Origin of the sequence: Pseudoalteromonas sp. TB41, from assembly GCF_000497975.1 — a bacterium.
In the GTDB taxonomy this organism is placed as follows: domain Bacteria; phylum Pseudomonadota; class Gammaproteobacteria; order Enterobacterales; family Alteromonadaceae; genus Pseudoalteromonas; species Pseudoalteromonas tetraodonis.
The window spans coordinates 23874-44064 of the sequence record NZ_AUTH01000078.1 but is presented as its reverse complement, the minus strand read 5'-3'; the positions used below and the strand labels follow the sequence as shown (position 1 = coordinate 44064).

General features: G+C 39.8%; 17 protein-coding genes. 9 read left to right on the top strand and 8 right to left on the bottom strand.

What is annotated here, in order from left to right; translation table 11 throughout:
* Positions 1-23 precede the first annotated feature (23 nt).
* Both L641_RS0111595 and L641_RS0111590 read right to left on the bottom strand, forming a co-directional pair.
* Positions 24-872 (bottom strand): MBL fold metallo-hydrolase, encoded by an 849-nt coding sequence (locus tag L641_RS0111595; RefSeq protein WP_024601975.1) that lies wholly within the window; start codon positions 870-872, stop codon positions 24-26.
* 75 nt (positions 873-947) lie between these two features.
* Positions 948-3236 carry a penicillin acylase family protein gene (locus L641_RS0111590; RefSeq protein ID WP_024601974.1) on the bottom strand — a complete coding sequence of 763 codons (2289 nt, stop codon included), beginning with the start codon at positions 3234-3236 and terminating at the stop codon, positions 948-950.
* 156 nt (positions 3237-3392) lie between these two features.
* On the opposite strand from L641_RS0111590, the gene ycaO reads away from it, so the two are divergent.
* From ycaO to folX, 7 genes are all read left to right on the top strand, one after another.
* Positions 3393-5153 carry a 30S ribosomal protein S12 methylthiotransferase accessory factor YcaO gene (gene ycaO / locus L641_RS0111585; RefSeq protein ID WP_013463710.1) on the top strand — a complete coding sequence of 587 codons (1761 nt, stop codon included), beginning with the start codon at positions 3393-3395 and terminating at the stop codon, positions 5151-5153.
* Positions 5154-5271: 118 nt separating this feature from the next.
* A complete protein-coding gene (locus tag L641_RS0111580) occupies positions 5272-8625 on the top strand; it encodes an ATP-binding protein (protein WP_024601973.1) in 3354 nt (1117 codons plus the stop codon).
* Between the two features lie 47 nt (positions 8626-8672).
* Positions 8673-9305 (top strand): YceH family protein, encoded by a 633-nt coding sequence (locus tag L641_RS0111575; protein ID WP_024601972.1) that lies wholly within the window; start codon positions 8673-8675, stop codon positions 9303-9305.
* Positions 9306-9377: 72 nt separating this feature from the next.
* Positions 9378-10214: an ammonia-dependent NAD(+) synthetase gene (nadE, locus tag L641_RS0111570; protein ID WP_013463707.1), complete on the top strand. Its 837-nt coding sequence runs from the start codon at positions 9378-9380 to the stop codon at positions 10212-10214.
* Between the two features lie 127 nt (positions 10215-10341).
* Complete coding sequence (gene folM / locus L641_RS0111565) at positions 10342-11061, top strand: dihydromonapterin reductase (RefSeq protein ID WP_013463706.1); 720 nt, start codon at positions 10342-10344, stop codon at positions 11059-11061.
* Positions 11062-11084: 23 nt separating this feature from the next.
* Entirely contained in the window at positions 11085-11639 is a 555-nt protein-coding gene (gene folE, locus L641_RS0111560) for a GTP cyclohydrolase I FolE (protein ID WP_008108996.1), read from the top strand.
* 3 nt (positions 11640-11642) lie between these two features.
* A complete protein-coding gene (gene folX / locus L641_RS0111555) occupies positions 11643-11999 on the top strand; it encodes a dihydroneopterin triphosphate 2'-epimerase (protein ID WP_013463705.1) in 357 nt (118 codons plus the stop codon).
* Here the strand turns inward: folX and L641_RS0111550 are convergent.
* From L641_RS0111550 to L641_RS0111540, 3 genes are all read right to left on the bottom strand, one after another.
* Complete coding sequence (locus L641_RS0111550; RefSeq protein ID WP_013463704.1) at positions 11976-12416, bottom strand: YqaA family protein; 441 nt, start codon at positions 12414-12416, stop codon at positions 11976-11978. The two genes, folX and L641_RS0111550, sit on opposite strands and share 24 nt — an antisense overlap.
* A 90-nt stretch (positions 12417-12506) precedes the next feature.
* Positions 12507-12872 (bottom strand): DUF4870 domain-containing protein, encoded by a 366-nt coding sequence (locus tag L641_RS0111545; RefSeq protein WP_024601971.1) that lies wholly within the window; start codon positions 12870-12872, stop codon positions 12507-12509.
* Positions 12873-13031: 159 nt separating this feature from the next.
* Positions 13032-15203, bottom strand: a complete 2172-nt coding sequence (locus tag L641_RS0111540; RefSeq protein ID WP_024601970.1) for an oligopeptidase B — start codon at positions 15201-15203, stop codon at positions 13032-13034.
* A 190-nt stretch (positions 15204-15393) separates the two neighbouring features.
* Between L641_RS0111540 and L641_RS0111535 the strand changes: the two genes are divergently transcribed.
* A complete protein-coding gene (locus L641_RS0111535) occupies positions 15394-15864 on the top strand; it encodes a DUF2721 domain-containing protein (protein ID WP_013463702.1) in 471 nt (156 codons plus the stop codon).
* Between the two features lie 53 nt (positions 15865-15917).
* Here the strand turns inward: L641_RS0111535 and L641_RS0111530 are convergent, their stop codons facing one another.
* Together L641_RS0111530 and L641_RS0111525 are read right to left on the bottom strand one after the other, a co-directional pair.
* Positions 15918-16451 carry a hypothetical protein gene (locus tag L641_RS0111530; RefSeq protein WP_024601969.1) on the bottom strand — a complete coding sequence of 178 codons (534 nt, stop codon included), beginning with the start codon at positions 16449-16451 and terminating at the stop codon, positions 15918-15920.
* Positions 16452-16461: 10 nt separating this feature from the next.
* A complete protein-coding gene (locus L641_RS0111525) occupies positions 16462-18795 on the bottom strand; it encodes a S8 family serine peptidase (protein WP_024601968.1) in 2334 nt (777 codons plus the stop codon).
* Positions 18796-19016: 221 nt separating this feature from the next.
* Here L641_RS0111525 and L641_RS0111520 point away from each other — a divergent pair, with 221 nt between their 5' ends.
* Positions 19017-19469, top strand: a complete 453-nt coding sequence (locus L641_RS0111520) for a cytochrome c (protein WP_013463699.1) — start codon at positions 19017-19019, stop codon at positions 19467-19469.
* A gap of 51 nt (positions 19470-19520) precedes the next feature.
* On the opposite strand, the gene L641_RS0111515 is transcribed toward L641_RS0111520, so the two are convergent.
* A complete protein-coding gene (locus tag L641_RS0111515) occupies positions 19521-20177 on the bottom strand; it encodes a cytochrome b/b6 domain-containing protein (RefSeq protein WP_013463698.1) in 657 nt (218 codons plus the stop codon).
* Positions 20178-20191: the final 14 nt, after the last annotated feature.

Sequence of the window (20191 nt, the reverse complement as noted above, 5' to 3'; positions counted from 1 at the left end):
TGCGTTTTTATTCGCGCTTTGCGCTACTTTAAACTGCGATAAAAAAGTGTGGTTACCCGCTCTTTAGGTAACCAATTAGCATATTCAAGGCCAAGTTCTGACAATGGATCTGCTTTAAGTACCTGCTCTAAACTGGCGTCATTTTGCATTGCTTTTAGCATAACATCTTTCGCTTTTTGCACCAGCTTACGATACGTGATCAGTCCTGAACGGTCACTTAGCGGGCCATGCCCTGGAATAACTTGGGTTTTATCATCAATCTGATTAATCACATCATCAACCGCCGCTAAAACACCATCAACGCTACCCCCGCTGTCTACATCAACAAACGGCAGGCTGCCAAAGTTAAAGTAAATATCGCCCATGTGCACAATATTATCATTATTGAAAAAAATCACCGCATCGCCATCGGTATGGGCATGTTGATAATGCACAACATGCGCTTGCTCATTATTAAAGTGCAGTGTTAAATCATCACCAAAACTAATTCGTGGTAGGTAATCCGACCCTTCGCCATGTTTTTCTTTTAGGCGTTTATGTACATTATTGTGGGCAATAACATGGGCTCCGGCTTTAGCAAAGTTTTCGTTACCACCGGTGTGATCGCCATGATGATGAGTGTTAATTACAAACTCTGCACTGCCTGGCTTTAAGTCGCTAATGGTTTTTTTAATATCGTCTGAGAGTTTGGCAAACTGATCATCAATGATATATATGCCATCATCCCCTACGCTGGCTGCAATGTTGCCACCTTGTCCGTATAGGACGTATACATGCTCGCTCAGTTGCTTAGCTGTAACTGGGTTGTCATCCGCCGCCGCGTAGTTGCTTAGTAGTAAACTGGTGATTAATGCCGGTAGTAATTTTTTCATTGTTGTAACCCTATAATTAATAATCATGGTTATAAAACGTGATAGCAACTTATTTAGCTCACTCTGCATCCAAAGCTAGTCGTTGATAGGCACTATTTCAATTTGATGCATGAATGTTTGCGGTAACAATGGGGTGTGCTTTCCTTCTACATATTCATCAAAACCGGCTCGATAAAACTCAGAAAGCGGGTGCCCTGATTGCCCTCCAGGCACTGTTAAAATGGCACTTTCTAAATATCCAGGCTGGGCAATAAATCGCTGCGATGCGCCAAAACTGGTTTTTTGTACGGCAGGCATATAGCTATCACCAAAGCCTGGAGCGGTAGGCATATTTAGTAGCTTACTCAATAGAGGTATTTGTTTAGCAAATGGGTGTTCAATCGCTAATTCGTTTACTTTACCCCATTGCCAGTTTTGAATGTTATTACCAAACTTTGCTGTTAACTGCGCGAGAGTTTGCTCAAAAGCTGCCTGTAATTGCTGCTCCCAATTCGTAAATTGCGGGTTAACCCAACTTGTTGGCTGAGCCTTTATTAACTGCCAAACAGCAGGCTCTAAATCACGTTTCACATATTTTAATGTGCCATCTTGCTGGTTGAGTGTTGTCTCAATACTGCTAAATAAAATATTAATCAGTTCATCACGATACGTCTTTACTAAGGTATACCCTATTGATTGCGGGCAAGCGCATTGCTGCCAGTTTTCGAGGGCATTTATATGATCTTTATAGCGCGTGGGCTGCTTTTTTAACTGCTCAAGCAATAAGGCATGCCAAGGCATTAAAAATCGTGCTTGGTTATCTAACTGCAACTGATAAAAATCACTTTCATTAAAGCGTTGTTTTTCAAATAACCTATCGCGAATTTGCGTTGCACGTGCTCCAAGCGCATAGCCGCCATTACCAAAACGGACGTTATCATCAGCAGATACCACTCGAGAATTACCTGTCCACAATCGCCCGTTTTCAGGATTTTTAATAAAAGGTCGATCGATTTCGTTTTGCTGCCAAAGCGCGGAGTAATCTTCTTCTTTTACGGCTAATTCACTAGGTGTTGTTCGCGCAGGTATGCCGCCCATATTTTTCCATGCTGCATTTCCTTGGTCATCGACCACCAGCAGGTTTTGCACAGGAATGCCTACGTCACTTGCAATATCAAGCGCATCATCAACACTCTGTGCTTGCTCAAGCTGTAATAGCTGCATATTAACGGCGTATGGTTGATGTGCAGCCCAGCTCAGTGCATAAGGCTTTTCATTAATGTATTTTACCGGACCGTATTCACTGAGCGTAAGAGAGTAACTTTCTACTTTGCCACTGGGTAATGCAATAGGCTCATCTACTTGCCACATTTTGCTATCGCTATTAAGCGCAATCCAATCGGCGGTATCTAAATACCCGTTGGTAAACCCCCATGCAACGTTGTTATTTGTGCCTACTACAATCGCCGGCGCTCCCGGAAGCGAGACACCCGTTACCTGCATGGGTTTATTATTTAATGAATAGTTTAATTGGGCTCGATACCAAATAACCGGCACAGCCATTGATAAATGCATATCATCAGAGAGCATCGCAGCCTGAGTGTTGGTTAAATTTGAGGTGACCGCCCAATTATTACTACCCACTTCTAAGTTAGCGGTAATGGGTTTAATCGCGGTGATTGGTTGCGATAAAAGCTCGGGGATTGGGTTATTCAAAAGAGCGAGCTGACTGCCATCCAATGCGGCTTGATATTGGCTAGGCTGAGTTAAAAAACTTACCATTTCAGCACCGTACTGCTGCTCTATTTGAATTAAAGCTTGGTCGCGCTCAAATGTAGATGACTGTAAATCAAGGTACATGCTAAAAATAACTAATAAACTGTCTTCACTTTGCCAAGGCTTTTGCTCGGCCCCTGTGATTAAATATTCAAAACTTGGGTACCCTACTTGTGCAAGGCCTTCATTTACACCTTGGGCATAACTGCGTAGCAGCTGTTTGTCGGCCTTCGGGAGGGTTTTTAAAATAGCTTGGCTGCGTTTACGTAATTGGTGAAAACGCATTTTTTTATCAAGCCCAAGCGCGGCTTCACCAAATAGTTCGCTTAGCTCACCGGCCGCATTACGACGTAATAAATCCATTTGAAAAAAGCGGTCTTGCCCATGCGCATACCCTAAGCCATAGGCAGCGTCATGACGAGTAGTTGCAGTAATAACGGCTTGGCCAAGCGTATCACGAGCGACTTTAACGGGCTGTGTTACCGCATCGCTTCGGCCTTTACCATCAAGGGCTGGCAAACTTAAGGTCAAAACGCCGTAAACAATTGCAGTACTGGCGAGTGCTAAAACCACAACAACCAATAGCAACCGTTTGATTACTTTAAACATAAACATACCCTTTAACTATTTCAATAAACTATTATTAGCATATATTCATAATCGTTCTATTAAAAACGCTACGAAAAGCGGGTAAAGGGTGAAATAAACATCAAAATCCACGATAATACACAGTTCATGTATTGTGCAGACCTAGTTGAGATAAAAATGACTGAAAAAACATTTATTAAAGGTAAAGACCGCGATTTAGAATCGTCTATCTCTACCATGCAAAACAAGCTAAAAGCGCTAAATATTAATATTGAAGAAGCGCTGTGGCTTAACCCTGTAGCAAACTGTTATTCAGTTCATATAAAAGATAGCGACTGCGGTGTGATGTTTACTAATGGTAAAGGTGCCACTGATAAAGCCTCTATTGCCTCTGCGCTAGGTGAATATTTTGAGCGTTTAAGCTGTAACTACTTTTTTGCTGATTTTTACTTAGGCGAAGAATTTGCCAATGATGACTTTACTCATTATCCAAACGAGAAATGGTTTAAAGTTGAAAACGATGAAATACCACAGGGTATTATGGATGAGAGCTTATGGGATTATTTTGACCCAGAGCGTGAATTAACCGCATCACACCTTTATGACTTTAACTCTGGCAATTTCGAACGTGGTATTTGTTCTGTACCGTACACTCGTCAGCGCGACAACCAAGACATTTACATTCCGGTGAATGTGATTGGTAATATTTTTGTTTCTAATGGTATGAGTGCCGGTAATACTAAATTTGAAGCCCGTGTTCAGGGATTATCTGAAGTATTTGAGCGCGCTATTAAAAACCGCATTATTGCCGAAGGTATCAGCTTGCCAATCGTGCCTGAAGAGGTGGTAAAACAATACCCTAAAATTCATGAAGCTTGTGAAGAGCTGCGTAGCCATGGCTTCCATTTACGCATTGCGGATGCATCACTAGGCGGTAAATACCCAGTAATGAGTGTCACGCTTATAAACCCTGTTGATGGGTCAGTATTTGCTTCTTTTGGTGCCCACCCTTCATTTGAAGTAGCGCTAGAGCGTACCGTTACTGAATTACTGCAAGGTCGTCGCCTAGATCAACTAGACGTATTCCAACCTGCTACATTTGATAACGACGAAGTCGCTACTCCTGAGAACATTGAACTGCACTTTATTGATTCAAGCGGTTTAATTTCACATGACTTTTTCCGCTCTGAAGCAGATTTTGAATTTGTACATTGGGACTTTAGTGGTTCAACTGAGCAAGAATACAACTTCTGTACTGATTTAATTCATAGCATGGGTCACGATATATATATTATGGATTACACCCACTTAAACGTGTATGCATGTCGTATTTTAGTTCCTGGTATGTCAGACATTTATCCAGTAGATGAGTTAATTTGGCGCAACAATAATGAAGGCGCTAAATTCCGTGAAGACTTCTTATCGCTTGATCAGTACGATAGCGAACAATGGATGGAAATTTACGACAACCTCGAAGAAGCAGGCCACAGCGATATTATTCGCGCAGCTGAATTCATTGGCTTAGCAACCGACGCCGATACACCTTGGCACACACTACGCATTGGTGAGCTTAAAGCACATTTATGCTTAGCGGCGGGTAATGAAGAAGCTATTGACTGGGTTGATTGGATTTTGCATACCGGCCAAGTAAACGACGAAGCGATGCGTCACTTTCGTTGCTTAAAAGCAATCCTTGAAATTAAATATGATGACGAGCGCGAATATGCAAGTTATCAAGATGCATTAGGTTTAATGTTTGGTAGCGACAATGTCACGCTTGCTATTGAAATTGCTGAAGGTCGTAAATTATTTAACGGCTTAACTTTCCCAGGCTTATCGCTTGAGGGTTTTAAAAAGCATGCAGCACTTCTTGATGGTTACCGCAAATTACACGTTGCAAAGCAACAGCATTGGGCGCGCGAAGTTAGCGACTCATAACCACACCTAAACTACTAATTATAAAAATAAAATGGCGCATTTTTAACTGCGCCATTTTTATTTCTTCGATAAATTGACTATAGTTAGCCTGTCTTGATTAACAACTTAATTACATTCTATGTCCCCGCAGCGCAAAAACAAACGCACCCGAATTAATAACGCTAAGCTGACTTTTTTATTATCGCTGGTGTTGATAATCACTATCAGCTTGGTGCTTGATCACGTCAATTATCACCGTGAGAAAGATGCTTATCGATTACGCACTCTGTCGCAGGTAAGTACCTATAGAGCACAACTTGAAGCTGTATTAGTGTCTAATATTCAACTCATTCGTGGCTTAGCTATTGCTGTTGCCGCTGAGCCAAACTTAGATCAAACTCGCTTTGAACAAATTGCAGCCCCACTTTTTGAAACCTCAAATGAGCTACGTAACATTGGCGCGGCGCCAGGCATGGTAATAAAAATGACCCATCCGCTTAAAGGTAACGAAAAAGCGATAGGTCTTAATTTTTTGGAAAATAAAGCACAGCGCGAAGATGCCATTAAAGCAAGAGACACGAATACGATCGTGATGGCAGGTCCACTTCAGCTTATCCAAGGCAGCGAAGCCTTGATTGCGCGCGTACCAGTATACTTGCCAGAAAATAACGCCTTTTGGGGATTGCTCTCAGTGGTACTCGATATAGAAAAAGTTTATGAAAACTCGGGGATTATTGAACTACAGCAAAATTATAATATAGCAATACAAGGACGTAATGGATTAGGTAAGCAAGGTGAGTTTTTTTTCGGTGGCCCCTCTATTACTGATCAAGACCCTCTAGAATTTACTTTAAACTTTCAAGGAGGTGTTTGGCAGCTTTATGTTATACCCAAGCAAGGCTGGCAACCAGTGAGTTCTTCGATCTGGCCTTTACGGTTCATTATTTTAACCGTGTTAGGCTTGCTCATTTCTGCCTTTTTGTTTTATCTAAAAATACTCAACCGTGAACAAGAAAGCGAAAGAATGCTTGAGGTGATGAGTAATTTAGCACAAGTCGGTGCATGGTCGTTTAACTTAGAAAAAAAACACGTGTTTTGGTCAGATATGACTAAAAAAATATTTGAATACCCATTAGATGAGCAACCAAAATGGTCAGAAAATTTAAACTATTTTAAAGAAGGTGAAAGTAGAGAAAAAATCGCTAAACTGGTTGAAAGAGCAATTAAGCATGGTGAAAGTTACGAAACTGAGCTTGAAGTGATCAATGCAAATGGTCAGCCTGTATGGGCACTTGTTCACGGTGAAGCTGAACATAAAAATGGCCGTTGTGTAAGAATATTTGGTTCATTACAAAATATTGATGCCCGTAAAAAAGTAGAATTAGAAAATCGCAAAATTGCTCGTTTTAACGAAACCTTGGCCTCCTTAACGGTGAGTGATGAAATATTAAATGGCAAACTAAGCCAATCTAAAGAATTAATCACGCAGTCTATTTGCCAAGCCCTTGAGGTAAACTGCGCCAGTATAAAATTGTTTAATCAACAAAGAACCCAGCTAATTCAATTTGCGAGTTTTAATCGTTCAGGTAGCGAAAATAATATTCCGTGGCTGCAAGAAACTATTCCTGACTTTTTTACCGCAATAGAACGAAAAGCGATATTTTGTGTTGATGATGCTCAACAACATCCCTACTTAGCCCCTATCAAAGAAAGCTACCTTCAACCGTTTTCAGTCAAGGCGATGCTGTGTGTTCTTATTCCTGCAAGCAGTGGCTCTATTGGAATAGTTTGTGCTGAGCAAGATATAGTTAGAACATGGAGCCATAATGAAGAAAGCTTTTTAATTGCTGTAGGGGCTTTAATTGGCAGCCTTTACTCTAGCCAACAACGTATAGAAACAGAGGCACAACTAGTCAAGGCAAAAGAAGCCGCAGAACAAGCTGTGATTGCAAAAAGTGAGTTTTTAGCCAGTATGAGCCATGAAATTCGCACACCCATGAATGGGGTGTTGGGAATGCTTAATATTGTTAAAGCAACCCAATTAGATCAACAACAAAAGCATCATATTAAACTTGCGCAATCATCTGCAGAGTCATTATTAGGAATTATTAATGATATTTTAGACTTTTCTAAAATAGAGGCTGGCAAGTTAGACATTGAAAATATTCAATTTAATTTACCTCGCTTACTGGGTGAAGTGGTTGAGTCATTTGCATTAAAAGCCGAACAAAATAACACCACGTTAATTTTGGATGCAACACATATCACTAGCAGCGAATTTATTAGCGATCCGAATAGATTACGTCAAATTTTAAGTAACTTAATTGGTAATGCCGTTAAATTCACCCAAAACGGTGAAATATTGGTAACCGCTAAAATAGCCCACACACTTGACGCCACAGTTTTAGAATGTGCAATCGCTGACTCAGGTATAGGAATCAGCGCAGAGAAACAGCCCCATTTATTTGACTCATTTACTCAAGCAGACACATCAACCACACGCCAATATGGTGGCACAGGCCGGGGTCTTGCTATTGTAAAGCAGCTTTGTGAGCTCATGGGTGGCGAAGTGAATGTGAGCAGTACACCAAATAAAGGCAGTACATTTTCCTTTTTTATAAAGATAATCCCTCAATTAGTTCAACAGCACGAAGCATATCAAGCAATTAAAAATAAGCGTATTTGGGTTATTGATGATTGCTTACTCAATACCACTATTGCCAAAAAACAATTAACTCGCTGGGGGGGCAAGGTCAGCACGATTTGCGATTACCTGTCTATAAGTGACTACATTAATAGCCATGAAGATACCCCACCAAACATTGTGCTCGTTGACAGTGCTTTATTTGAACCATTATACGAAGCTCAAGCACTCGCACTTAAGCAGTTTTTAATAAAAAGTAACAGCCATTTAATTATTATGGCTCCCATGAGTTATACAAATAAAAACGCGACCTTACCATTAACCGAAGAAACCCTCGTATTTAAACCACTCACCCCTTTTGATTTACAAAATGCGCTGACTGCAAAAAGCACTATCGAGCAAACACACGTTGATACACAACTAAAGTCGCTTGCTGCCACTGAGGTTATGACAGATACACTGGCGGCGCATGTTTTATTAGTAGAAGATAATAAAATTAACCAAGTTGTTACCGCTGCTTTTTTAAAACAGTTGAACGTGACATTTGAGATTGCTGAAAATGGTGCTGAGGCAGTTGAAAAGTTGAATCAAAACCCAGCTAACACTTATCAATTAATATTAATGGATTGCCAAATGCCTACGATGGATGGCTACCAAGCAACTATTGCCATCAGAGAAGGCAAAGCAGGTAAGGTAAATAAAAACATAACAATAATAGCGCTTACCGCAAACGCAATGCAGGGTGATAAAGACAAATGTTTAGCCACTGGTATGGATGATTATTTAACTAAACCCCTCAATGCCACAACTCTTCATTCTAAGCTCCAGCAATGGCTTACAAGCAAATAACAGTGTAAGCTAAAAATAGAATTTATTAGGTGAGATAAGGTATGCAATTGCAATTATCAATGGAGCAACAACGCGTTATTGGTTGTTTATTAGAAAAACAAAGCACAACACCTGAGCACTACCCTTTATCGTTAAATGCATTAACAAATGCCTGTAATCAAAAATCGAATCGCGCGCCAGTTGTTAATTATATAGAAGAGCAAGTTCAAACAACCGTTGATGAATTAATCAGTATGCGATTAGTCACTGTAAATGAAGGGCTGTCTGGGCGAGTTAATAAATACGATCATCGTTTTTGTAATACTGAGTTTAGTCACCTGCAATTTGATCAACAGCAAAGGGCGATTATTTGTTTATTATTATTGCGAGGCGCACAAACACCTGGCGAATTAAAAACACGCAGTAGCCGCCTTGCCGACTTTGCTCATATTGATGATGTTGAAAAGTCACTTGAACAACTAATTCAAAGCAATCATGTTAAAAAGCTGCCGCGCGAATCAGGTAAACGGGATTGTCGATATATTCATTTATTTGCAGATCAATCATCTGTGAACGAGGCTTCACTTGAGGCACAAACACACACTGATGATATAAAAAACACTGAGCTAAATGACTTACTTGCAGAAATTGATGAGCTAAAAGTCCAGCTTAAACAAATAAAAGCTCACTTAGGGCTTTAATTCATAAATATGAAATCACATAATAGTTGCTCTATGTAGAGCGTAAAAATTATTTAACTAAAGGAGCGGGCCATGCGCGCCGAGATTATGGCTGAAATGAAAGTTCAGCCTTCGATTGATGTAAACGCTGAAATTAAACGCCGAGTGGATTTTATTAAAGCACGTTTAAAAGCGGCATATTCAACCTCACTTGTACTAGGGATCAGTGGTGGTGTAGATTCATCGACCTGTGGCCGTTTGTGTCAACTTGCTATTGATGAGCTAAACCAAGAACACCCTGACACTCATTATCAATTTATTGCTGTACGCCTACCTTATGGCGTTCAAGCTGATGAAAGTGAAGCGCAAATGGCGGTTGATTTCATTAAGCCGAGCACCCGCATGACAGTAAACATTAAACCCGCAACCGATGCTCTGCATGAGCAGACAATGGCAACTCTCGCGGGTACCGAACAAACACTCCCTTCGCAAGATAAAATCGATTTTATTAAAGGTAATGTCAAAGCACGTCAACGCATGATTGCGCAATATGAAATAGCCGGCTTTTGCCAAGGCTTAGTGGTCGGTACCGATCATAGTGCTGAAAATATTACGGGTTTTTACACTAAATTTGGCGATGGTGCATGCGATTTGGCTCCTTTATTTGGCCTATCAAAACGCCAAGTTCGCGCATTAGCAACCACATTGGGTGCGCCTGCGCTTTTAGTTGAGAAAGCACCAACAGCGGATTTAGAAAGTGATAGACCTGGACTAACAGACGAAGAAGCACTTGGCTTAAGTTATGAAGAAATTGATGACTTTTTAGAAGGTAAAGCAGTTTCAAGTCATGTAGAAGAAACGCTAATTGCAATTTACCAGCGCACGCAACATAAGCGCCAGCCTATTCCAACAATATACGATGCTTTTTAAATCAATATTATAAGCGTGATTTAACTGATCGAGCCGCTTGTATTTTACGTAAACATGACGTGAAAATAAGTGGCTTAAATTTTTAAAAGTTAACCTTAACGCTTGCCAACAGAGAGTTTTATATTTTATGACACCCCCTATTTTGATTACTGGTGCAGCACAACGTATAGGGCTTGCGCTGGCAAAGCACTTTATAGCCCAAGGGCAAGCGGTCATTATTACTTATCGGACCCGTCATGAGGCTGTTGATTCGTTGGAACAACAAGGAGTTACCTGTCTTTATGCTGACTTTAGTACTGATGAGGGCATTAATACTTTTATTACGTTGCTTAAATCACACACTGACTCACTCAGGGCGGTTATTCATAATGCATCAAGCTGGGACTGTGAAGCTAACAACCCCCACTTTGAGCAGCTGTTTGACAATATGATGCGCATTCATGCAAAAACACCGTACTTGGTAAACTTACACTGCGCAGATTTACTATTAAATTATCAGGCGTCGCATGCTAAACCCGCTGACATTATTCATTTGACTGATTATGTAGTGGAAACAGGCAGTCCAAAGCATCTTGCTTATGCGGCCAGTAAAGCCGCACTGGATAACTTAACTAAATCATTTAGTGCTAAATATGCACCTAACATAAAAGTAAATTCAGTCGCACCATCATTAATTATTTTTAACCAACATGATGATGAGCAGTATCGCGCTAAAACTTTAAAAAAATCATTAATGGGTATCGAACCTGGATGCCAAGAAATTATTAATAGTATAGACCTACTACTGAACAGCCATTACATCACAGGGCGTGCTTTACCTGTTGATGGTGGTCGCCATCTTAAGTAAGTCCTAATAAAACTGAGAAACTTATGCATAACGAATTAAAAGAAAGCTATCAAAAAATTATAACTGCTGTAGGTGAAGACGCTGAACGTGAAGGGTTACTTGATACCCCAAAACGCGCTGCAAAAGCGATGGAGTACCTTACTCAAGGATATCGTCAAACGCTTAACGAAATCACTAACAATGCGGTATTCACCTCTGACGCTGACGACATGGTATTGATACAAGACATCGAGCTTTACTCTATGTGTGAACATCATTTACTCCCTTTTATTGGCCGCTGTCATATTGCTTATATCCCTGATGGCAAAGTATTAGGCTTATCTAAGTTTGCGCGTATTGTTGATATGTTTTCGCGTCGTTTTCAAATTCAAGAACAGCTTACCCATCAAATTGCAAAAGCGGTTGAGGAAGTAACCGGTGCAAAAGGTGTGGGGGTAATTGTTGAAGCAAAACACATGTGTATGATGATGCGTGGTGTAGAAAAGCAAAACTCAAGCATGCGTACCTCGGTAATGCTAGGAAACTTTAGAGCCGATCCGAAAACACGTAATGAGTTTTTACAGCTGATCAAAGGATAATGTATGGCAAACGCAATTATTAATGTAACTAATTTACGACTACGCACATTTATTGGTTTTAATCCTGATGAGCGTGAAAAAAAACAAGATGTGGTCATTAACCTTGAAATTCACTACCCTGCTGATCAAGCTTGTGAAACAGATGAAGTAGACCAAGCACTTAACTACAAAGTGATTACTAAAGAGGTGATTAGCTTAGTGGAGCAAGGACACTTTTTATTGTTAGAAAAACTAGTTGCTGAAATTCTTGCTGTTTGCCACTCACACCCAAGTGTTAATTATGCTAAGGCTCGAGTAGATAAACCTCATGCGTTGCGCTTTGCCGATTCGGTTTCTTTAACCCTCGACTGGCACAAATAATCCAACGGCAAGGGCTATTACCGCTAAATAACGTAACCCCTTGCCGAGCGTTACCAGCACTAAAAATGTAGTAAAGCGAACTTTAAACACGCCGCCAATAACGGTTAGTGGGTCGCCAACGATGGGCAGCCAAGCAAACAACAGGCTATAAACACCATATTTATTAAACTGCTGTTGTGCTTTTTTAAGCCCTTTTTCAGACACTGGAAACCATTTTTTATCTTTAAAACGCAATGCCTGCGTCCCTAACCAATAGTTAACACAACTGCCTAGTACATTACCCAAGGTTGCTGCGAACCAAATTAGCCATAAGTTAGTATTGCCTTGCATGATCATGCCACCCATCAATACTTCAGAGGAGCTAGGTAATAACGTGGCAGATATAAATGCTGTAAAAAATAATGTTATATAGAGCATCTTTCCCTTATGGCTAAAAACTAAACCCAGCAATTAGCTGGGTTTGACGATTTTTTAACTTAAAACCAAAGCGCTGAATAATAAAAACAGTTATTTTATCAAATTTAAGCTAAGGGGATAATTAAACTCTTTGCCATCGTTGGCTTTCACGCTTGCGATAACCACCATCACAAATGAAAAAATAGCCACCACAGGTAACAGTAGTAAACCAACCGCTGCAAAAATTAGTAAAAAACAAACAAAATAAGCTATAGCCATAGTAATTTGAAAATTAAGGGCTTTTTTGCCATGTATATCAACAATTGGCATTTCATCTTTTTTAATTAACCAGATAATAAGAGGGCCGAGTACCGACCCAAATGGCACAATAAACCCCGCTAATGCACTTAAATGACATAGCAGTGCCCATGTGCGGTCATCTTTATTGACGACTTTAATCTCTTGATTTTGTTCCATTACACTCTCCCTTCTCGTTTTTATTTTGCGCTAAAATAATATTCACACTCATTAGCCACCTTAATGTAAATGCTTATTTATCCAATGCAAAGCATTTGTGTATATTTAAAAATAAAAAAGCGCAGCAAATAGCTGCGCTTATTGATATTGCCAGACCAGTTACTTATTCACACCCGCTAAATCAAGCATAAAAGCATAATTTAATGCAGTATCTTCTAAGCGTTTGAAGCGACCTGATGCACCTCCGTGCCCTGCTTCCATATCGATTTTAAACAGTAGCTTGTTATCATCTGTTTTGTAATCTCGCAGCTTAGCCACCCACTTTGCAGGCTCAAAATATTGTACCTGTGAATCATGTAAGCCAGTAGTAACTAACATATTTGGGTAATCTTGCTTACTGACCTGATCATAAGGTGAATACGATAACATATACTCATAGTATTCTTTCTCGTTAGGGTTACCCCACTCACCGTATTCGTTGGTTGTAAGTGGAATACTTGCATCAAGCATCGTGGTCACTACATCAACAAATGGAACCGCAGCCACCATACCTTTATACAACTCAGGAGCTTGGTTTGCCACTGCCCCCATTAATAAGCCACCCGCACTGCCACCTTGAGCAAATATTTTATCTTTTGCACCATACTTTTGCTCAACCAATGCCTTGGTAACATCTACAAAGTCGTTAAAGGTGTTCTTTTTAGTCAGTAGTTTACCGTCCTCATACCAAGGGCGACCTAACATTTGTGAACCGCGAATATGCGCAATGGCAAATACAAAACCCCGTTCGAGCAAACTTAAGCGAGCGCTAGAAAAGGTAGGGTCCATGGTCGCGCCATACGAGCCATAACCATATTGTAGCAGCGGATTAGTTCCCTCTTTTTTAAACATGTCTTTGCGATAGACTAGGCTTACCGGTACTTTAATACCATCTCGTGCAGTGACAAAAATTCGCTCTGATGCGTAATTATCTGCACTAAAATCACCGAGTACTTTTTGTTGTTTAAGTAATGTTTTATTGCCAGTAGCTAAATTAACATCATACGATGAAGCGGGTGTTGTCATACTGGTATAATACACACGTAATGTATCGCTATTTAAATCATTGTTACCGTAGGTGCTAATTGTATAAGCACTGTCGTTAAAACTAAGCGGTATCTCTTTACCCGTGGTTAAGTTACGAGCAATAATAGTCGACTGACCCATTTCACGCTGCTGATACACTAAGTAGTCGTTAAATAAGTCGATGCCTTCTAATTTTATATTATCGCGAGCGGGGATCACCGTTTGCCAATTAGCTTTATCGCCAGCTTTATCAATATCTACTTTCATTAACTGAAAGTTGACTGCGTTTAAATTAGTGACAATGTAGTAAGTATTACCCAGCTTAGAAATTCCATACTCCAGATCCGCTTCACGTTCAATCAAGCGTTTTGGCATAGCTTTAACATCATCAGCACTTAAAACCGATACACCTGACGCAGTTGTACTGCTGTGCCAGATATAAATTTCTGAATCGTCTTTGCTTTTGCTAATACCCATGTAATAACTAGTATCTGTTTCTTCATAAACGAGTTCATCTTCAGCCTGTGGGGTACCGAGCGTATGACGATAAACTTGGTAACCTAGTAAAGTTTGTAAATCTTTTTTTATGTAATAAAGCGTTTTGTTGTCGTTTGCCCAAACAACACTGCCATTCGTGCCTTTAAGCGTATCTTCGAGTAATTTACCAGAGCTTAAGTCTTTTATTTTTATATTATAAATACGACGACTTACGGTATCTTCACCATATGCCATTAAATTGCCGTTTGGACTTACATCTAAACCACTTACGGCATAATAATCATGTTCCTTAGCTAGCTCGTTTACATCTAAAATAACCTGCTGGTCAGTGCCTGCAAAATCACTACTACGTACATAAGTTGCGTATTCGTTATCACCGCGAGTTTGTGATGAATAATAATAGTCACCGTTTTTAACTGGCACTGAATCATCGTCTTTTTGAATTCGCCCTTTTAGCTCTTCAAATAACCTAGTTTGTAACGTTTTTGTATGCGCAAGCATTGCATCTGTATAAGCATTTTCAGCCTCAAGGTAACTAAGTACCTCAGGATCTTTTCGCTCATCATCGCGCATCCAGTAATAATCATCGATACGAGTGTCGCCATGAATAGACATTTCATATGGTACTTTTTTAGCAACCGGCGGCATTACTGCGATTTGAGATACAGACTGTTCAGTAGGCGTGTTTTGTTTAACTTCAGGTGCTTTATTACAACCACCTAAAATAGCTAACGATATTACGGCAAGCGTAAACGAAGTGTGTTTCATTAATTTAAATCCCTGTTGTTTTTATTATATTAAATATACCTAATATTAAACACGACAGAAATTTAGTTTGTGAAGCTATGTAAAAAGGGAGCCGAGAAATTCTTTTTATATAGTTAAGACTTCAGTTATCCTAACAGTAACGAAGCAGCATTAAATAGTCTCTTCCTGCTGCTAATCAATAAGGACAATAATGAATAACGATGTAATTAACATTTTAACAATGGCTAAGGTCATTCAAACAGCGGTTGCACCCGTTTTTTTAATTACTGGTATTGCAGCAACGCTCGGGGTTTTATCTAATCGCTTGGCGCGAATTACAGACAGAGCCAGACAGTTAGAGCGAAAATTAAAAGTTAGCACCGATGAAGAATTTAACTTGTCTCTGACTACAGAGCTTAGAGCACTCCTTAAGCGCTCTCGCTGCATACACATTGCATTTAGTTTAAGTGTATTAAGTGCACTATTAGTTTGCGCCGTGGTTATGCTGTTATTTTTATCTCACATACAGTCGATTAATTTAGGTGTCACTATTGGCAGCTGTTTTGTTGGTGCCATGGCATTACTGATATGTGCATTTATGTCATTACTCGGTGAGGTGTTCTTGGCAACGCGCAGTATGCGTCGAGGGATGATTTTCGCAGATATAGATATAAACGAATAATAAAAAACCCCGAGTCAATCGTGCTACTCGGGGTTTTACTTATTTAAAACAGATTACTGTGCAGTGTAAATAGTTTCTAACACTTCTATTTTAGCTTCTTTAATCAAACCAGATTCTTTTAGCTGCTTTGATGCAACTAAAATATCTTGACCATCATTTACAGCTAAAACAGCAATTTTAGTGCCTGGGAATAAAGATACGACCTTCAAACCTGCAGCCGAAGCAACATCGCTTGCACTCATACCATCTTTTAAAAGAATAGTAATATTACCTGATAGTGACGTTAGGTTATTAGTAAAAATATTGCGAACTAATGTTCCTTTTGTGACCACATCAGACGATTTATCTACGCTTACTACTGTCATCTCACCTTTTTGCATAACGACATGCTCTTCTGAAGCAACACTCGAAGGCACTAAACGTAAGTTCTTTTCAATTTTGTAAGAACCAAAATCCGCTTTATCAAACTTTAATTTAGCTACTTGTTTCTTAGGAAGCTGAAGCTCTTTATCTGAGCTAGTGTTTGCTGTTGCCCCAAACGAAATACACGCAGCAGCACCTAATACGATTAATTGTTTAACTTTCATTTTATAATCCTTACTCTTGATCTGCATGACCGAATGCACGAAGAGATACACCCTCTAAAACACTCAATGCTACGTTGTTAGTAATGCCTGTTACATCTAAAAAGTTATCAATATTATCATCAAGTGCAAAACTATCCGCGCTCGTATCAAGTAAGCGAATAGTCCAAGTACCTTTCGTCGATTCACCATAAAATGCATTCGACATGATTACTGCATCTTTTAAAATATAGCCTGCATTAAAACTAAAGTCGCTACTAAGTGCAGGAAGAAATAGTGCCTGTTTAGATGAAAGCAACACACTTCTCGTGCCAGCTGGTGAGGTAACTTCGATAGCTAAGTCGCTACCGGCAGATGTTTGTGTCCCATCACCGAGACCGAAACCCATTTCTGGATTACTTACATCAAATTTAAATTGCATTGCCTCAATGTTTAATTCTTCTGTAACTACAATTTCTTGCGTTAAACCTGTAGCACTGTTATCAGGAATCTCTAGTGCCAAAGCATTATCAGCAACCACTGAACCAACACCGTTCCAAGTTGTAATAACTTGTTCACCTAAGTTGGTGTCATAAGCTTTAGCCATTTTCACTGCTTCACCGGCATCAACACGACCAAAGCCATATAAATTGTTAAAACTATAGCCCGCAGCATTCTCAACCCAACCATCATGCGCAACAAACTCACCTGCACCTACAGTTAGATTAACAGTAGCATTATCAGCATCAATTAGTGTACTTGTTGACGCTAAGATATGACGCACATCACGCCAAGTTAGTTCAGGATTAGCCGAAAGAATAAGTGAGACTACACCTGATGCATTTGGCGCAGCAGACGATGTACCGTTAAATGTAGATGTATAGTTACAACTTGCGTTATCTTCATTACCAGGATAGTTAAATGGGAACTGGCTTATAGCAAACTCTTCTCCATATCTCTGAGTATAGCTTGCAACTGCACCACTATTAAAGCCTGAGTAGCCATTAATACAAGTCATCTGATCCGTTGTTACCATAGCAGGAGACCAACGACCAAATTCACCAGCTGGCGCTGAAACCATTAAGTTAGCACCTGCCGTAGAGTAACTTGTATGTTTGCCATTAGCGTTCACGGCAGCAACACTTAAGTAGTAAGGATGACCTTGGCTAGGCTCAAAAGCACCGTTATAACAAGTTAACCCTAACTCATTTGCACCATTATCTGCACATAATGTTCCTTCATTACGATCACCATCAAATGAATTTCCGCTCGATTTAATGTTAAGCGCGCCTTTGCCATCACGCAGGTTTAGGTTTGGGTATGACTCAATAGCTTCATCTAATTCTGAATAAGCTATAAATGCCGGGACTGTAATCCCGTAACTACGGTTGAATGCAGAAATATTTTCTGTTGTGCTAATGCCGCTTCCAGGGAAACCATGCACCATTAACTCAGTTTGTGGGATTTTGTCACCACCAAGGTAATTCATACCAATTAAGCCAGTATCCGGTGCAACACCACGACCGCCTTTGCTATTCCAACCTTTTGCAGCAATCAAACCAGCAACACTTGTACCGTGATCACCACTGTTTGACATACTAGTAGGGTCTGTACGGTCAGCCGCATCAGCATTTAAGTTTAAAGAGCGGTTTGGTAATACATTGTCTATCAAATCTTCATGACGGATTTCCATACCCGAATCGATTACAACTGCAGTTGCACCTTCGCCAGTAACACCTTGAGCATAAGCATCAACAACATTCATATCCTCACCAGCTACAAGCTCTGTTGCTTCTGATTGAGCAAAACTAGCGTTAACATTGGCTTGTGCTTCTTCTTCTGTATTACCAAATAGGCTAACGTATAAATCAATTAAGCCTTGTTTCATCTCATCACTAAGCGAGTAAGCTTTCTGACCTGTATTGTTTAAGTGCCATTGCTGATTTGCAAGAGGATCTCCAATAATTCCTGAGATATTAATTTTCGCAGAGGCCGTTTTACCGTTTGCCGTTACTGTGTAATCAATAACCGCATCTTCACCAGAAACAGGAACATATGTAAATGATGTACCCTCTACCGTTAACATGCCATGGCTAAACTTAAACACACCATCTTGCGCGGTAATTTCTTCACCATTTTCAGTAAAACTAAAAGTAAGTGCGTCACCATCATTATCACTTGCTTTAAAGTCAGCAGTAACTGGTACCCATTGTTTTAAATCAGTAACGACAACGTCACTCGCTTTTGGTGCTACATCAGTAACAACTGGAACTTTACTGTTATTATCATTATCGCTGCCACCACACCCTGATAGCGAAATTACTATCGCTGCAGACAACGCTGACAGCTTAAAAATATTATTTTTCATAAATGCTCTTCATTGGTTATTTTTATGACACCTGAATGTACACAATCAAACAACAAGCAGCAACACTGCATTTACAAACATTCACAATAAACCGTAAAATAATATCAGCCCGATTAAAATCCCGTTAATAATATCAAAGTAATAATCTATGCTTTCCCTTGAACTAAAGCCTAAGCTAATATACAAAGATAATTAAAGAACCCTCAAAGGAGTAGAGTAAAGTGAAATTGAAGCAAGTATTTATCGGGGCATTACTATCTACATGCGCACTTAGTGTATCTGCAAATTCTGCATTTAAAGAGCCGAGTGATGCAATTGAGTATCGCCAAGCTGCATTTTCTATGATTTCAGTTCAAATAGGCGATATGGGTGCCATGCTTAAGGGTAAAATTCCTTTTGATGCAGAGCAATTCAAACAGCGTGCAAATAACGCGGCGGCATTATCTAAAATGCCTTGGGAGGCCTTTTACGCAGGCACTGAAAAAGGCGATACATCAGCACTTCCTGCGGTATGGTCTGAAAACGATACTTTTATGAAAAAAGCGACAGCGTTTCAGCAATATGCTGATGAACTTGCTGTAGCAGCTCAAACAGGTGACAAAGCGGTCATTGGTAAAGCATTTGGTGCATGGGCTAAAGGCTGTAAAGATTGCCATAAGCAATTCAAAGACTAATAAATTCTGTGTATTAAACAATAAAAATGGCGCTGTATTAGCGCCATTTTTTTAACTAAGCAGATAACTTAAAGGCTCACTTCCCCAAGTACTCATTAATAAAATCAGTAATAGTAACAATAAAAACCATGCAATCCATGGTGACTTTGTCTCAGGCTCTGAGCTTTGTGTTGGCAGTGCTTTATTGCCGGTGATCATTGCTTTTACTAAAGGCTTGCCTTTAATTTTGTAAGCAATAATAGCCACAACATGCAAAATAATCGCATAAAATAAAATATCAAAATTGATATGGTGCAGCCAGTTGGCAAAATCAATCGTATCACTCGATACATACTGCGCTAACGGGCCATCAGTTAAAATGCCATCACTGCTCATTAAACCACTAACCAGTTGCGTAATAATCAGTATAAAAAATAATAACACCATATAACTACCTGGTGCAGAATGGCCCACATCATTTATTTTTTTGCCACTAAAAGAAGCAAGCACCGACTTAGGAGAATGCAGTAATGCCGATATTCTTGCCGTTTTACTGCCTATAAGACCCCATATAATCCGCGTTGAGATAAGCGCTAAAGTAAAAAAGCCAACCACAAAATGTAGCTCTATCATGCCCTCTTCAGCACTAAAATAAAGCGCAGCAATACTCAATACTAATAACCAATGAAAGCTTCTTAAAAAGCCATCCCACACTTTTACCTTGAACATTGCACCTTCCCTAA

Excerpts from the sequence above, each read along its gene's own strand:
- L641_RS0111595 (WP_024601975.1), bottom strand. The coding sequence starts at position 872 with ATGAAAAAATTACTACCGGCATTAATCACCAGTTTACTACTAAGCAAC.
- L641_RS0111590 (WP_024601974.1), bottom strand. The coding sequence starts at position 3,236 with ATGTTTAAAGTAATCAAACGGTTGCTATTGGTTGTTGTGGTTTTAGCA.
- ycaO (WP_013463710.1), top strand. The coding sequence starts at position 3,393 with ATGACTGAAAAAACATTTATTAAAGGTAAAGACCGCGATTTAGAATCG.
- L641_RS0111580 (WP_024601973.1), top strand. The coding sequence starts at position 5,272 with ATGTCCCCGCAGCGCAAAAACAAACGCACCCGAATTAATAACGCTAAG.
- nadE (WP_013463707.1), top strand. The coding sequence starts at position 9,378 with ATGCGCGCCGAGATTATGGCTGAAATGAAAGTTCAGCCTTCGATTGAT.
- folM (WP_013463706.1), top strand. The coding sequence starts at position 10,342 with ATGACACCCCCTATTTTGATTACTGGTGCAGCACAACGTATAGGGCTT.
- folE (WP_008108996.1), top strand. The coding sequence starts at position 11,085 with ATGCATAACGAATTAAAAGAAAGCTATCAAAAAATTATAACTGCTGTA.
- folX (WP_013463705.1), top strand. The coding sequence starts at position 11,643 with ATGGCAAACGCAATTATTAATGTAACTAATTTACGACTACGCACATTT.
- L641_RS0111550 (WP_013463704.1), bottom strand. The coding sequence starts at position 12,416 with ATGCTCTATATAACATTATTTTTTACAGCATTTATATCTGCCACGTTA.
- L641_RS0111545 (WP_024601971.1), bottom strand. The coding sequence starts at position 12,872 with ATGGAACAAAATCAAGAGATTAAAGTCGTCAATAAAGATGACCGCACA.
- L641_RS0111540 (WP_024601970.1), bottom strand. The coding sequence starts at position 15,203 with ATGAAACACACTTCGTTTACGCTTGCCGTAATATCGTTAGCTATTTTA.
- L641_RS0111535 (WP_013463702.1), top strand. The coding sequence starts at position 15,394 with ATGAATAACGATGTAATTAACATTTTAACAATGGCTAAGGTCATTCAA.
- L641_RS0111530 (WP_024601969.1), bottom strand. The coding sequence starts at position 16,451 with ATGAAAGTTAAACAATTAATCGTATTAGGTGCTGCTGCGTGTATTTCG.
- L641_RS0111525 (WP_024601968.1), bottom strand. The coding sequence starts at position 18,795 with ATGAAAAATAATATTTTTAAGCTGTCAGCGTTGTCTGCAGCGATAGTA.
- L641_RS0111515 (WP_013463698.1), bottom strand. The coding sequence starts at position 20,177 with ATGTTCAAGGTAAAAGTGTGGGATGGCTTTTTAAGAAGCTTTCATTGG.